Origin of the sequence: Stieleria sedimenti, assembly GCF_025060895.1 — a bacterium.
In the GTDB taxonomy this organism is placed as follows: domain Bacteria; phylum Planctomycetota; class Planctomycetia; order Pirellulales; family Pirellulaceae; genus Stieleria; species Stieleria sedimenti.
Genome location: NZ_JANZKV010000043.1, coordinates 18,173 through 33,289, shown reverse-complemented (window position 1 = coordinate 33,289; position 15,117 = coordinate 18,173). Strand labels below are relative to the sequence as shown.

The 15,117-nt window shown below is 51.3% G+C and carries 7 protein-coding genes; 4 read left to right on the top strand and 3 right to left on the bottom strand.

Annotated features, from left to right (window positions below; all coding sequences use genetic code 11):
- Positions 1-108: 108 nt before the first annotated feature.
- From NZK35_RS07400 to NZK35_RS07385, 4 genes are all read left to right on the top strand, one after another.
- On the top strand, positions 109-576 hold the full coding sequence (locus NZK35_RS07400; RefSeq protein WP_259631894.1) for a hypothetical protein: 468 nt from the start codon (positions 109-111) through the stop codon (positions 574-576).
- A gap of 2 nt (positions 577-578) precedes the next feature.
- On the top strand, positions 579-1,865 hold the full coding sequence (locus NZK35_RS07395; RefSeq protein ID WP_259631893.1) for an McrC family protein: 1,287 nt from the start codon (positions 579-581) through the stop codon (positions 1,863-1,865).
- Positions 1,866-2,135: 270 nt separating this feature from the next.
- Positions 2,136-4,646 (top strand): NUDIX domain-containing protein, encoded by a 2,511-nt coding sequence (locus tag NZK35_RS34640; protein ID WP_323379619.1) that lies wholly within the window; start codon positions 2,136-2,138, stop codon positions 4,644-4,646.
- A gap of 45 nt (positions 4,647-4,691) precedes the next feature.
- Positions 4,692-5,798: a hypothetical protein gene (locus NZK35_RS07385; protein WP_259631892.1), complete on the top strand. Its 1,107-nt coding sequence runs from the start codon at positions 4,692-4,694 to the stop codon at positions 5,796-5,798.
- Positions 5,799-5,897: 99 nt separating this feature from the next.
- Here the strand turns inward: NZK35_RS07385 and NZK35_RS07380 are convergent, their stop codons facing one another.
- Genes NZK35_RS07380 through NZK35_RS07370 form a run of 3 tightly spaced genes read right to left on the bottom strand, consistent with a single transcriptional unit; the run spans position 5,898 to position 15,011 of the window.
- A complete protein-coding gene (locus NZK35_RS07380) occupies positions 5,898-8,342 on the bottom strand; it encodes an SIR2 family protein (RefSeq protein ID WP_259631891.1) in 2,445 nt (814 codons plus the stop codon).
- Positions 8,339-11,713, bottom strand: a complete 3,375-nt coding sequence (locus NZK35_RS07375) for a DEAD/DEAH box helicase family protein (protein ID WP_259631890.1) — start codon at positions 11,711-11,713, stop codon at positions 8,339-8,341. Before NZK35_RS07375 ends, NZK35_RS07380 begins: the two co-directional genes overlap by 4 nt.
- Before the next feature lie 4 nt (positions 11,714-11,717).
- Positions 11,718-15,011, bottom strand: a complete 3,294-nt coding sequence (locus NZK35_RS07370; RefSeq protein ID WP_259631889.1) for a site-specific DNA-methyltransferase — start codon at positions 15,009-15,011, stop codon at positions 11,718-11,720.
- Positions 15,012-15,117 lie beyond the last annotated feature (106 nt).

Sequence of the window (15,117 nt, the reverse complement as noted above, 5' to 3'; positions counted from 1 at the left end):
AACTAAATGGGAATGCACCCTCAGTTGCTCGAGTACCGCGGGCGCAGCGTTCGGTTGCTCTCGGGACGCAAGTTTCGATTCCCAAGCAATGTCTACATCATTGGCACGATGAACAGTGCAGATCGATCCATCGGCAGAATGGATCTGGCGTTACGGCGGCGATTCCTCTGGCTCGACCTGCTTCCGGACTACAGCGTTCTGCATTCGTGGCTGAGTCGCACGGGCAATAATCCATCGGGATTCTCAAGCGGTGCTTTGAAACAATGCAACCAGATGCTTGAAGAGCGCGGCATTGCACCTGAACAGCAAATCGGTCATGCGTTGTTCATGATCCAGACCGCTGGGAACGAGAGCCAGGCATCTGAAGACAAACCGCTGATTGCCGCGGCCTTGCGCCGGATCGTGCGGCACAGCGTCCTGCCATATGTGCGCGAGCTGTGCACCATGCAGTTCGGTCGACCAGATCGCGCACTCGAATCCCAGATTGAAAGTACGTTGCTCCAGTGCGTTTCGGTAGACGCTCAAGAGGCCACGTTGGATGATACTGAAGCTCCGGAAAGCGGCGAGGACCTTTGACCATGGTTCAAGTCGCGGACGCTCCACCCCCCGCTACCGCCAATCCAATCGTTTGTGACGAAGAAGGTTCGCTGGATCCGGTTGCTTGGCGAGGTTCAATTGAAAGCCTCGGCCAGGATTACGCGACACTCCGTCGTCACCATGAAGACCGAACGCTGCGTGTTCACGAGCATCGTGGCCAAGTTGAGATCCGAGGGCGAGATCGAGTTGGTGTCATTCGTTTGCCCAGCGGCCGACAAGTCTTGATTGGGACCAAAGTGCCAGGATTGGTGCTGCTCGATTGGCTGGTCTATTTGGGCGAATTTCCGGACCTTCAGTTTTGGGAGCAAGACGGGAACGTTTCACAGAGTGGATCGTACCAGTCAGTACTCGCCGGCCTCTTCTTGCGGGAGCTTGACATCGTCACCCGCTGCCACATGCGCATGGGATTCGTCCAATTCGACACGGAAGCCCCCGAAGTTCGTGGACGCATTCTGAGTCATCGATTGGCCCAGCGACCTTGGCGGCTTCCGGCGATTCCTCAGACCGTTCGCGGGCGGAGCATCAACACGCCGCCAAATCAATTGCTCGCAGCTGCATTGGATCGAATCCTGATGTTTGTCGGTGATTTCGGGAACGAACGGCTTACCACGTTCCAACATCTAAGGCATTCATGGTCTGGCATTTCACGCTCGACGGAAGATCGTGAATACATCATCCAGTCCAGCATGTCTGCTCCGCCGGCCGGTTACCGCTCAGCACTGCAGTTGGCGAGACTGATTCTGACGGGAGCGACCTTCGACCCAACGCAGGGTTGGGGCGGTGACACATTTACCATCTCATTGGCTCTCCTTTGGGAAAACGCGATCAGCAAGATGTGCCGCGAGCTATCCACCGAGACAGGGTGGCATGTTGCGCCGCGAAGCGAGTCCATTCGACATTGGGACGATGCCAATGGATCTGACGAGTCCAATCGGCTGATGAGGGCCGACACATTGCTTGTCAACGGTAACCAGCGCTGGATCGTCGACGCAAAATACAAATGCAGCTTTGGAAATGAGTCGCGAAATGATCGATTTCAGATGTGCGCGTATGTTCTCGGATTTCGCGCCAACCGAGCTACGGTTGTCTATCCGTTCGCACCTGTATCTGAATCTGTTGCGCCAAATCGAGCGCTGCTTTCCACGTTGTTTGGAGATGCACCAGCAATGATTGATTCAATTGCTCTACCCATGATTGGCGGACCCAGTCGTTGCAAAGATAAATTTGAAGGATTTCTTGGGATAGGTGGTTGCGCAACGCAATCATAAGCCCGGCGGCCGAACTTGGATGGATGGATGGTCGGTCGCACTTGAGCCAGAGTCACGTAAGCCAGCTCAAAGGAAGACGATGGATGTTTGCGGACACAAACTCGCGGCAATTCACCATCGACTTCGGAGTGGCCAAAGCGAGCTCGCTGTGCTGCTACGTCGCAAAGGCGGGGTAAACATAGGTTCGCCCACACGCAGCGAAGCGTTATGTATACTTGGCGTCGGGTTTGCCGTAGTCGACGAAAGCCTTGCCGCATTGGGGACAACGTAGTGGAACTAAATCAATCGGACGCAGCGCGTCGCATCGCTGAAGCAATGTCGGGTAAGAACGCGGCCTTCATGCTTGGTGCTGGAATCAGCCTTCGACGTCAGACGTATTGTCCTGGCTGGGTCAGTATGGTCGAAGAACTGATTCGGGTGATCGCCGCTGACAATTTTCGAGATCCGATCCCCTATCTCAAAGAACATCTCCAGCTTTTGTTCAACGAGACGTTCTTCCAAATCATGTCTCAAACGCTGACCGAGCAACAGACGAGTCAAGCGATAGCCGCGTGCTTGGACGCTCCCTCATCAAGCAATATCCACCGTTTCGCCGCATGGAGTACGAAGCATTTTGACACGAAGGTTTTAACAACCAATTTCGATGAGTTGATCGAGGTTTTCGATTGTGGGCCGCCAAAGCAACGCCCGTTGAAGTTGCATGGTACGTTGTCAGACCCACTGTCATTACGATTCCGAGCGAATTCTGTATTCGCGCCTCTCGAACAAAATTTGTTGCGAAAGGTTGGCAATGCAATTAAAGGTCGTGTGCTTGTGGTTGCGGGCTACGGCGGAATGGATATTCATGATGTCATGCCGGCTTTGTTTTGCGGATCCGCTCAACCTAGCGAGGTAATATGGGTCAAGCATCCGTCCGAGGATCCGCATCCGCCCTTAGTCAGCCGATTTTTTACCACCGAAACTCACGTCATTACATCTGATGTCGACGAAGTTTTTCAAGCTGTCTTCCGACGAGTGATTTCATCCTCCGACGTTACAGATGAAGTCTTGATAGACTGGGGGTTTGTCGAAGAAGAGTGCAACGACCAGAATTGGTGGATTCGCAATGCCAGTCGTTGGGCTAGCAACGTTCGTTCAAAAAACGCACCGTTACTAAAGCTATTGTGGGCCCGAATCGCGAATCACCTACGGTTGTACCAAGTCGTTGTTGACGGAGAGAAGCGAAATTTGGCTGACGAAGCCTACGAGTCAATACTCGATCTAGGCGATACGATTTTGAATTTCGAGGCTCGATCAAGGGCTGCTTACATGGGCAGAATAAGTGGGCGAAGCAAAGATGCAGTCTCTGACCTAACAAAACTAATAGCGGAACTAAAAAAGGCGATAGATAGTTCCAGGGGTGAAAAGCGGAAAAAGTACCGAGAACATCTAGGTTGGTGTGAGCATCAGTGTGGCATTGCGCTTCAGCATGAACAACGGTATCTCGAAGCAGATCAACAACTTAGCAAAGCAATTGAAACACGCCGAAAGCTCAAAGATGCAGAACTGCCGCTTTCAGAGTTTCAACGATACATGAATGGGCGCGTTGCACTTGAATCATCGGAACCGATCGATGACAAGTACTACGAGTTGCGTTGGCAAGAGAATCTCGCGAAGCGGCTCGATGGTGTAGCAACTGAGTTCAAGAGCCACTATCAAATGGAATTCTATGGCTTGAATCTGCACAACGCGGCTTTTGTATACCAATCGATGGCCGAAGATGCGAATCGGTACGGATGTCCTGAAGACCAGGTGCTGCAACTCGCCGAGTCATCTCGTCAACGATACGAACAAGCAGCCGAGATCCGAACATCGATGCGTGATCCCCGAATGATTGTACAGTCCCAGGTGAGAAACGCTCAGGTTTCCCTGTTTCGAGCGGTGAGAACATCATATGGCAAGCAACCGATGACGAAACGCATGGATCTATGTGAATCCTTGCTTGAATCGACGAGGAATTTGCTCTCAGAAATCAACGATAGGTACAAGAAAATTCCTTCCGAAAAGGTAAGAGCTAGACACGTTGATCAGCTGAGAGATGATTGTAAGCAATTTGAACGGTTCCATTTTCCTCGAAAACACCAAGACTGGTTTCCGGACGGAGCAATCGACACTGTCGAACGGATTGATCGTCAGGCGATGGCCGTTCGAGACGATCAGAATCGGGGCTGGAAACTTGCCGTCGTCACTGCGATTCTCGATTCAAGTGGTCGTTCAGTCTTGATGGCCCAGCTCGGAAAGTACTCAAAGAGGTATGGCGATCACCCGTGGGTCCTGCCTGGAGGTAGTGTTGATCCGGGGGAATCGCCCTCTGCGGCTGCGGTTCGTGAGGTTGAGGAAGAAACCGGGCTACAGGTTGCTACTCAGGACTTGCGACCGATTGGCTGGTTTGGACGCCCGGATATGACTCCTCACGACTCTGACAAGGCGGGGGAATTACTGATCCTGTTTGGCGCTACTGCCAATTCACGTCGCCCGAAAGTGACTCCGAATCCACCAGAAGTACTGGATGCAAAATGGATTTCAGTAAATTTGAAGCGATTTGAAGATGGTTGGCACAACAAGCGATACAAGGGCATTGTCCTTTCTCACCATATGTATTGGGCACGGATATCTCAGGCGCTAATGAGAATCAAGCAGGCGACACCTCGTTTCATGATTTACGATCAGAATCTTATTAGCACAAAACCGTGGCTGAAAATTGAGCGTCCGCAATTTGAGATTGATGCGTTCTACACTTAGGGCTGTCGTTTGACGTCAGCCCATCGTTCCACAGGATAGAATCGAATGAATCGACGAAGCGTAGATTGGGTTGGAGGAACTAATTTACCCATTCCCCCGAAAAGAATTCGGCTCGGAGAAACGAGCGCGGAACTGATCATGTTGTTTTCGCGTCGACGCGATCTGATGTACCAAGTCAGCGTTCTCGTTGCAGTTTCGATGACTCTATTGCGAGCTTTGTCAATCAGGTCACCAACTAAGCATCTCGGGGTTGAGACACAAACCTTAATCACTCTCTTCCTGGCTGGCAGTGCTCTGCTGTTTTGCTTGCGTTTTGTCCAGCTTCACATTGGGATTGTCTATCATGGAATGCGATTCGCTATTGCCGAAGCTCAATTGCTTGAGAGAGATCAAGTTCAGCAGCTTGAAAAGTCAAGCAAATTCAATTTGATGGGTGTTTCGGTTCAGATCATTTCCTTTTTTGCGGTTGTTACAGGTTTGGCGTCGCTCGTTCTCGTTGTCCAGTGGGAATTCAACTTCACCGTCGCACTTGTTTTTGGGACTCTGGTCGCCACCGCCCTAATGACCTGGACATATTTGAATCACTTACGCATCGCTCACACACAGTCGAAAAATTTGAGGACACTTTATGAACAAACCAAGCCAGACGAGCTTGAGGATCTTCGCACCCACTACATTGCAAGCTTGAACGAATCGCACTTGGACATGATCTGTATCACTGCCACGGCCGCGTTGCAGACATTCGCGGTGTTTTCCGCTATTGGATTCATCGAAACTGAGCGAACGTTAAACGCGGCAGCCGCGATGCTTGCTTCGTTAGTGCTGAGCCTGATTTCAGTTCTGTTGGGTGTCATCTCAGTGAGGATTTACAAACGGCTAAGAAACGCTGTGCACGTGTTCTGTAAGAAGCTTAGTTGGTACACGCAACCAGCATTTGAACGCACGGTTTCTGACACGTTTTTAGGTTTCGCGGTGACAGCTTCGTTCTTGGCTATGAGCTTTATGGTTGCGGTCGACGTTGGTCTTCAGTACTTGCTCGGATATGATCAGGCTAGTGGCGAAGTAGTTGGCCTCGTCGCGGGCATAGGATTATTCGTCACTGTTCTCGTGGTCGACTTTTGCACTCAAGTTCCCGCAGAAGAAGACTCTTAGACGCATAAAGTTATGGGCGATGCGGCCATATAGTCCGTACGGGGCCGGCGGATTGAGCGATCTCCGTTTCCATGATAGACAATACAACTCTAATTCAAATCAAGCCTGGTCCAAATGTGACGCGAGAAACTCGGTAAAGCGGCCTTCGCACTCTTTGACATTGAAGTGCTTTCCGACTCGCTCAATCAAACCGGGAATCTGATTGAGTGCGAATCGTGCGAAGTCTGCAAGCTTCGACTTTCTCTCTTCGGAAATCATCTTTTGGTGCGTGTGGAAGTAATCGACCACCATTGAAGCAACTTTGTATGGGTAGTGCTTGTTCGCATCTGGTTTACGCATTTGATCTGAAAGCAGGTCAATAGCTTTTTCAACATCGGTGAATCGGTCATCCGAATACCGGGCACGCATAGCACGGAGAATCAAGAACCTGGCGTAGTGGTTGTCGATGAACCGAGTGTCGTAGTGAAACGATTGCCGCCCAACAAGTTCGTAGGTTGTGTCGAAGAGTTGGCCGGCTTCGCCAAAGTGCTCCATTGATGTACGTGCAATTGCGTACTGCAACCAAAATTGGATATCAGTTCGGAGCCTATCGAATGACTTCGAAAACTCGAAAAATTCAATGATGCAACCATGTGTTTCCGGAGCTGGAAACATCGATATTTGATTTGAAAATTTGCAGAGCTCTCGTGGAATTCTTCTGAAATTCTCGCTTGCAAATCCGAACTTGCTTCGCTCCACTGATTTCTTGCAGATTGACTTCAAAGATTCCAGCAACTCGTTCGGGTCAAGCACTTCACTCAGAATGTGTCGCGCCAAAACCGACGACCGAGCATTGAACTCGCCGGATGCATGGTCGATGAATGAGGAGACCAATTGCTTGGCTTCCACATTAAACTTCGTTCTGAGGCGTGGTCCAAAATCGAAGATCAGATCTCCGTCAGCGTTAACATTGATGAGGCTGAGGATCAAACCCGTGATCAGCACGTGTTTGGCGGCGTCGTTTTCGAAGACTCTCCCCGCCTCGGCGTCGATCCGCGCTTTCACGTCCTCTGAATTGAAGATCCAAAGAAGTATCGAGTGCATTTGCAAGCCAGTTTCATCAGCCAATCGCTCAAGTGCCTTGCCGCTTCGTAAGCTTGCTAGTCGACCGTGAAATCCGTAATGCTCGAAAATACTTTTCAAGTCGTCGGCTTCTTCTTTGGTAAGAAGGCTTATGTCAACCTCGAGGTAGTCTCGCAAGTATTCTTCGGTTCCTGGAATTCGCACATCGAAATCATTTGATCGCGCACCAAGGACCAAGGACAGCATTGGCTTGCGATGGAGCGCAAACTCCTTAACTACTTCCATGTGCTGCGGAAAGTTGTCAATCAAAACGATTGTCCGGCCATTTGACTTGCAAATCTCTCTGACTTCTTCACGCCATCTGAATCGTTCGTTTTTCAGGCGGAAGACTTCCCAATTGGGGCCAAAGTCAGTTGCCGCAATCTGGTTGAGCAAAACAGACTTCCCACTTGCGAGGTGACCATGAACTACGACATCGCTTGTGCTTTCTTTGAGGGCAGCGATAGCTTGATTAAGGCCTGACCTTCGCACGAGCAATGGCGTATCGACCACTTCACGTTGATGTCTCCATATATGCGATTGGTCGATCTTCCCGTAGCAAAACAGGGCAAATGCATCGCGATCTGACAATTTGCCGGTGCCGGGGCTAAAAGACGACTGTCGCTCAAAGGACCCGAAAACAGCAGGTGACGATCTGGCTCTCCATTCGGTAGCTTTAAGGGTATTGCCCAGTCCTTCGACGCCAATCGGATAAACAGCACCGTACCGCTCGAGGGTGCGAATCGATGGGCCAGATTCCTCCGGATACACAACAATATTCAACTTTTCTTTCATCGTTTCGTTATCAGCCACGACCTTGCGGATATCAATATCCACCATCGAGTAACCGCAAAATACTATTGCGCGTGCAGTAGCAAGATCGCTTCGAAACACTTCTATCCACGGACTGTCCAAGAACGAGTCCACGGCGTAGCTGCTATGAGTCAAGCGAAGTGAGCCGATCGTGGAAAGAGAGAATCCTTCAATCGCCCCATTGATGTGAACAATTTGCTGGATCTGCGTATTGGCGTCTTCTGTCGAATCGGAAAGGCGGATCGTCTTGACGTCGATACCAACTTTTCGCGATGAAAACTCGTAGACGTCGTCATAATTAGTCGTGTAGACTCGAAGCCAGGGAACTTTCGCTATTTCGAGCAGTTCGTCCGTCACCTCAGTGCAACGTAATCGTGATTCGAAGAACTGGATGTAGTCGTCCGGCGATTGCGTTTCCTTGAAAAACTCCGCGATCGTCTCAAGAGACAGATCGCTGTCACACTCAGCAAGTTGCGCCATCGCATTACGCAGTTCGCGAGCTAAAGGTATTTGCTTCCCGAGTCGGTTCTTTGCCTCGGTTGAATAACCAGCACCTAAAAAGAGGACTGCGTTTCCCGCTTTAGCATGTTCGAGTGCTGATTGAAGTCGATCTGAGTCGTGTGTTGTCATATGGAACTACCTTGATTGCTGGCTTTGCTTGCTTGGCGACCTCGGACAAAATCGATCATCTTCCCGATGTACGCCCCCGGATCGTCGTACATGAAGAGCATCCCTAACTCTTCGAGTTCGGCCTTGGACATGATCTCATCACCGACTTTGTGCTTTTCGAGGTCGGCGTACTTGGAGTTGGAGACGATGAATGCGGACAGGTTGAGGCTGGAATCTTGGGCTTCGACAATTCGCTGGATCTGAGGGATGTCTCGGGTGGCGAACTGCAGCTTGGGATCGGAAAGTTCCGGATTTTGAAGCCCCTTGGGGTCGGCGAAAATCAGATGCTGAGTGTCGCCTTCTTGAAGCCAGATTAGAAAGTCGGGAAAGAAATTCGCTGCCTGGAAAAAGCCCAATCCAGTGACGGCCTTGTTACGAAGCAGATACAGTTCAATCTCTTGTTGCTCCGTGCACCATTTGGTGAGATCTTCGACGAACTTTGCTTCATGCTTGTCGAGGGCAACGGGGCTGATTTTGATCATCTGCTTCTTGCCGACATGCAAGAGTGGCTGGTAAAGGTGACCTGCAAACGGAACGGTTCGCCATTTGCCTGTCCACTGTCTCCAGCTGACCAAATTGTCGTCCTTTACCGCGTCACGCAGGTTGGTTACCAGTTCCTCGATCGCGGCGATATCCTCGGCAGACTGGGCCAGCTCCGTAGACTCGATCAGGTAGTGGTCCCCATCCTTCATCATGCTGGGATCGTCCGTCGATAAATCAACGACTTGCAGGTACGGAGCCTCCCAGCGTCCCCGAGTGAAACGATAGAGACGTTCGGCGTAATTGTTGACGAGCTGACCCGCCATCCGTTGCCAACCCGAAATGTTCTCGTACCGATCCGTTCGCATGTCCTCATCCGTGGCGTGCAGGCGATACCAGCCCGACGTTGCAAGCAGCTGCCGAATCGAATCCTGGTCGGCGTGCAAACGGTCTAGACCACGCGTTGCCTTGAACGCCTCCAATCCGAAGAGAAGATCGTCGTAATTCAGCAATGCGCGATGGGTGTCAGTGAACTCCTTGTCTGGAAGCTCGGTCTTTTCGCCGATCGCGTTTCCAATTTGCTTGTTCTGACCAACGATGCCACGAATCCGAGGCAGCCAATTCAGTCGCGTTTTGTGCCGGCGGAGCCATACATCTTCGGGAGCGGTTTCGTGCGGTGGTCGCAGCTTGACCAGTGGGCCGAGCTTCTGAAAAGCCTGACCGCGTTCAACCTTGTGGCCTTCGATCGTTTCTTGAAGCTGCAGCGTCTTGAGCGTTCGCTTTGGCAACGTATCAACGACGGGCAATTCCCAAACCTGCTTCTCTTGAGCCTCCGGAATTTCACTGAAGATCCAGTCGCGAAACTTATTCATGTAGGTCGCTTTGACTCCGAAAACCTGGAGCGTCTCGACTTGCCGCAAGTTCCGTGGGGGAGTCGGCTTGTCTGCCAAGACCGACGAACGGCGTAGACCCATCTTATATCCGCGAAGGCGAACACCACGACCGAAGAGCTGGATGATTTGAGTGCCTTCGTTCTTCCCCATGCGCATCAGACCGATGGACGAAACTCGCCAAGAGTTCCAACCCTCGGTGAACTTTCGAGAACCGACCAGGAAGTTCACCGGGCTATCGTTGTGATTGATCCCGTGAAACAAAGAGTCTCGATTCAGATCGTCTTCCAGGCGCGTGATTCCCTGCTGCTCACAGGCTTCCGCCACCGCAACAGGATCACCAACGTTGACGACGCCAAACGGATCGTTCTGGCTGCCAACTTTCAACGCGAGTTCGCCGTCGGCGCTCTTCAGGAGTTGCACGCACAGGCTGCCGCCGCCAGGTGCTTGAAAAACATGGGTCAGAATTCCATCGTGGATTTGCGCAGCAAGTGCCTCCGGGTCACCGGAACCCTCGAGATGCGGTAGTCGCTGATACAGCAGATTTTTGCCGGTCGAGCTGACGAAGCCTTCGTTCAGAATGCTCTGAATCAGTTCTTTCGATTCAGCCGGGTGATCCAAGAAATGCTGCAGGAAGACGAGAACTTCGACGACGTCGGAAATCGATGTCTTGTCGTCCTTGTTCGTTCCAGCCTTGCCAACAACCGTGTGACCGACAAATACCCATAGCGGCTTGTCGATCAAGAACGGTTTGAGCGCGTCACCTCCATCCATCCACACTCGAAGCTGCTGATAAAACAGCAACATTGCAGCGGTCAGATAGCGGCGTTGCTTGTCGTCGTCCTCCAGGTTCAGAATATTGAAATCTTTACCGAAGCCATCGCGGTAAAAGCTGCGATACGCATAGTCGAACAAGACCGAACGGGCGTAGCGATTCTTGGTATCCTCGTCACCCTGAGCCGCTTCTTTAAACGTTGCGGAGTACTCGATCGTGAACCCGCCTTTGGCCAGCGAGTCACGACGTGCTAGCCAACCTTTCAACTCATCGCGTTCAGACTTTTTTCCGGCGCCGCGGTGCCCTTCGTCGACAAGCACCAGGTTTCTGCCCGCCATCTGCTGGGTGACGATTCCCGAAGTCGAGAACTTCTTTCCGCCCTCACGTCGGGCCTTGATCTCTTCCTCCGTCATCAGCTTGTGAATATCGATCACCTTGATGGCTGACTTCGTTTGCGTCGCGTACAAGTCGTCCGACGAATCAGCTTCCAGCGGGATCGCGTGAAAACCCGACCACGTTAGTTCAGTGATGTGTTGCTGGCTCAGGCCATCGTTGGGTGTCACAACGATCACTTGGTCAAGCGGTTGCCACCGGCCAGAAGCAGTCGCCATCTTTTGGTAGTGGCGGAACTGCAGAATGTGGACATGCATCAGCAGAGTCTTGCCACTTCCCGTTGCACACCAGAACGCCAGTCGCGCCAACTGCTCGCCTGCCGAGTCACCAGAATCGGTGTCAAACAGCTTCACCTGGTCCACAGCCTGTGCGGAGCTATTGTGTTCAGTGATGACCTCGTTGATCTCGTCACGGAGCGAGTCAGCGTCCTGGAAGTACCGATCCAGAAAATGCTCCGTGAACAACAAGGTCAAGTACTGGTAGTACTTCCACTCGATCAGAGGCTGCCCGTGATGAAACCGAGCGGCATTAATCGCTTGAGTGTGCAGCTGAAGGTTCTGCTCGTATTCCGCAAGTTTCTCAGGCGAAACCGTCTCGCCCGCACGGGCAAGGACGCTATTGGTGATCTGTTCAAAGAAACGGTTCTGTCCGGTTTGTTCATCAACACCGCCCAGCGAATCCGCGTTGATCTGGAACTTGGATTTGAACTCCTCCAGATCATTGACGCCGAATTGCTGGAGAGCCCATTGGAAAAGAACGGTCTGTTTGTGAAAGTCGGGTTGTTGCTTTGCCATCGAATCAAACCTCCGTGTCTTCGAACATGCGATCTTTGAAGGTTTGTTCGGTGGGCAGCACCGTACGTAATTCTTGGGTGGGTTGCGGCAGCGTAATTGGGCCGTTGATGTAAATCAGGTGATAATCGCGATGCTCGCTGCGTTCCTTGGTCGTTTCTCGATGGCGGGCCATCCAGGCTTCCAGCACGGCCGCATCTTGGTCAGGATCCTCCGTCAACTTTCGCCAAATCACCAAAACACGAGTCGCGTTGCCGTCGTTCAACTCGCCCTCGATACGCTGATAGACGAACGGTCCATCAGCCTCGCGGCGCAATCGTCCGTCCACGCGGACCTTGCCTTGTCGCTTTTCCTCAGGGATCGGATTGCCCTCTCCGTCAGTATCATCGCCGTGCGGAAGCTGCACGAAGTCCGCGTTGTAGCGTTCGATGGGGCCGTACGCATGAACCTTCAATCCAATCAGGTAATTGAAAGTTTCGACCATGTCGACATTGTGAAGCGAAACCTCATCTTCACCGGCAAGCTGAGCATAGATTTGGTAGCCCCACGGATCCTTGAAAGCATCCATGTTCAGCAGATGTGGTCCAAGCTCGAGATCAAGTGAGTAAGTGATCAACGAGTCGCGGGTGGCCTCGTCCATGGCCTCAAAGAGCTTGCCGTCGGGACTTGGAAGGTTGTTGAGGGCGTCTTCGTAGGATTCAAGTGCAAAGTACTTGAATGCATGACTAATACCATTCGTTCTCGTGGGGGTGCCCTTCTTCCAGTCTTCCGAGTACACCGTACGTTGAATACGCGGCTTCAGTATGGTGCTAAAATATGCTCCCATCTCAACGAGCAAGTATCGATAGTCAGCGTTTGAACGACGGTTTATCGAGATCGTTGAACATGCCGTCACACCTGATCCTGCGAAAAAATCGAATATGGTAGCCCCAGGTGCAGACATGTATTCGATCAATGAGGCAATCAAATCAACGTCTTTCGGGTTGTCAAAAACATCTCCCCCCATCACGTCTCTAAGTTGCCGCGTAGCCGATTTTGAGTGTTTGTACAGAATCGTCGATTTGACTTGATCATCGTACTCATGGAGGTAGCGTTTTTTTCTAAGACGACATGGATCCTCAGGGTCAAAATCAAGCTCGCCATCCGCTAGCATTTGCTTGCAAGTTTCCTCGGTCCACCTCCAGCCGTTGGGAGGAACTCTTGCTATGTCTCCAGTAAGCGGATTGGGCACGTCATACTTTGGCCCGCCGGGCTTGGGCCAAGAGATATCCGTGTCATCTCGAAAAAGTCCGTTCTCATCGACCTTGCTGAAAAGAAGAATCGAACGTGCAGCCAATGGATCGATCTTCCGAATGATGTAACTCCAAAGATCCTGCTTTACCGACTGGACATCACCAGAGTGCGTCGACATCAGCCGTCTAAATTCGGCCATTGTTTCTTCAACGCCTTCTTTCTGTTCTCTCCATTCCGGAATCGTCTCTTTGAGCAATTCGTAGTCATTTAGGTAAGTCAAAAAGTACTCGTGGGAAAGGCTGATGTGTTTTGCGTCATTCTTTCTTCCTTTCTCCCAGACAAACTCAGCTATTCGATTCTCTTCCTTAAGCACCGCGTCTAGAAGAGTCGTCAATCGGTGAAGCTCGGTGCGATCGATACTTACAACAAGCGCGCCAATCGAGGTTAGAAACGACCTTGCACTCGCGATTCGATCACGCAACATCGACAGCCATGATGAGTGCCTATAGCTGTCCTTGTAAACAAACTCGTCGTCATCCCTGTTGTAGGGGGGGTCAATGTAGATCAGACCAACATCATTCCTGAAAGTTGCTTCAAGCAGACGTGTCGCGTGGTAGTTGTCAGAATTGACCAATACGCCGTCTAACGCAGTTGGCAGTAAGCATTCAGTGATGAGCTCATGACGAAACGCTTCATCGAAGAAGCGGGTGTCGACCATTACAGATGGATGCTCTGCTTTGAAACTTTCGATCTGCTCGTCCCATTTACTGGAATCAAAGTGCAATTTGTATAGATGCTCCCACTCTTCTAACTGCAATTTGTTTTCAAAGATAGTTTTATGGAATGCATCAGTAACACGGTCTAGCGTGACACAGTAATGCGGGCTGATGACGAACTTCTTTTTCTCCCAGAGTTTCTTTTGAAAGTTTTCGAGGCTTCCAATGAAACGAATTAGTTTTTCAGCCACTCGCCTGATCGCTTTCACTTTCCCTTGTATGCGGACAAGGTGGTCGTCGGAGAGTGACTCTATGTCATCAAGAAAGACGACTTCATTCTTGATGTAGAAATCAAGTTCGCGGCGAAGAAAACTACCTAGGTTTTTGTGGATGAAGTAATCAAACGCATTGCGAGCAGTGAAGTGGTCAAGATACTTACCAAGAATCGTTCGATTTGGTTTGGCGTCAGTCGCGGAAAGTGTTTCAGCTGCTTCTTTCCAATTGTCGTCTAGTGCTTCCAACGCTCGACTCTCTGCGTCGGCGCAAAATGCTTCTCGCTCGTCACCTTTCTTCCGGCTCGATCGCTTGTCGTAATTTCCGCCGAAAATGCGAGTCGCTTCCGTGTCGTCAACCCGTTTGTTGTCGGCTTCGGTCGGAGCCCGAAACTCGAATCGCAAGGTCAACGTCTTGCTCTTGTCGTCGACGACCACGGGGTTTTCCGTGGCCAAGATGTAGCGACGTTTGGATTCGTCCGCTTCTTTGTTGTTCCCAGTTTCCTGCGTGGCGTCCACGAGTCGGAAGTGCACTGTCCGATCGCCTACGCGAAAGCGGTAGTCCTTGTGCCACTCGCCGCTCTTGATGTAGTACTGGTCTTTATTGGCCCAGTGCAATGTGACTTCTTCTCCTCCGTACGGTATGGCGTACGTGTCGCCTTTGTAGAACCGCTTGGAGATGAAGTCACCTTCGTCGTAGTAGCGGCTGAAGAAATTGAGCAGGTGGTTGTAGATATCCGCTTCCAGCTCCGCGGTCGAGCCACCGCCGAGGTTCTGGTACTGTTCCTCGAGTTCTTTGACCTTAGGAGAATCGTCAGGATTGAAGCCGGCTGTTGTGGCAGCCTGTCGTGCTTCGTCGATTTCTTCTTTCAGCTTGTCGGCTTCGTCGGAGCCTCGCTCGGCAAGCACCTCGCGTACGGTTTCTTTCAAGTGGCGATCCAGGAATGCCGTGATCTCCTTGTTCTTGGCCGCCATGATCCGGTAGATACCGAAATCCAGGTCGGACTTATCCAGTTCAAATAGCTCACGCAGCTTGGACTTGAGTGCCTCGAATTTCGCTTCAGAGATGGTTGTTGTCATGGTTGTCATATTCACGGGCCGAACGCGTTTGCGCCGGCTGATTAGGTTTTGATTTTTGAGCCGAATGCGCTAGCATCGGGCATTGGAGTGTTATGTGAGCCGAACG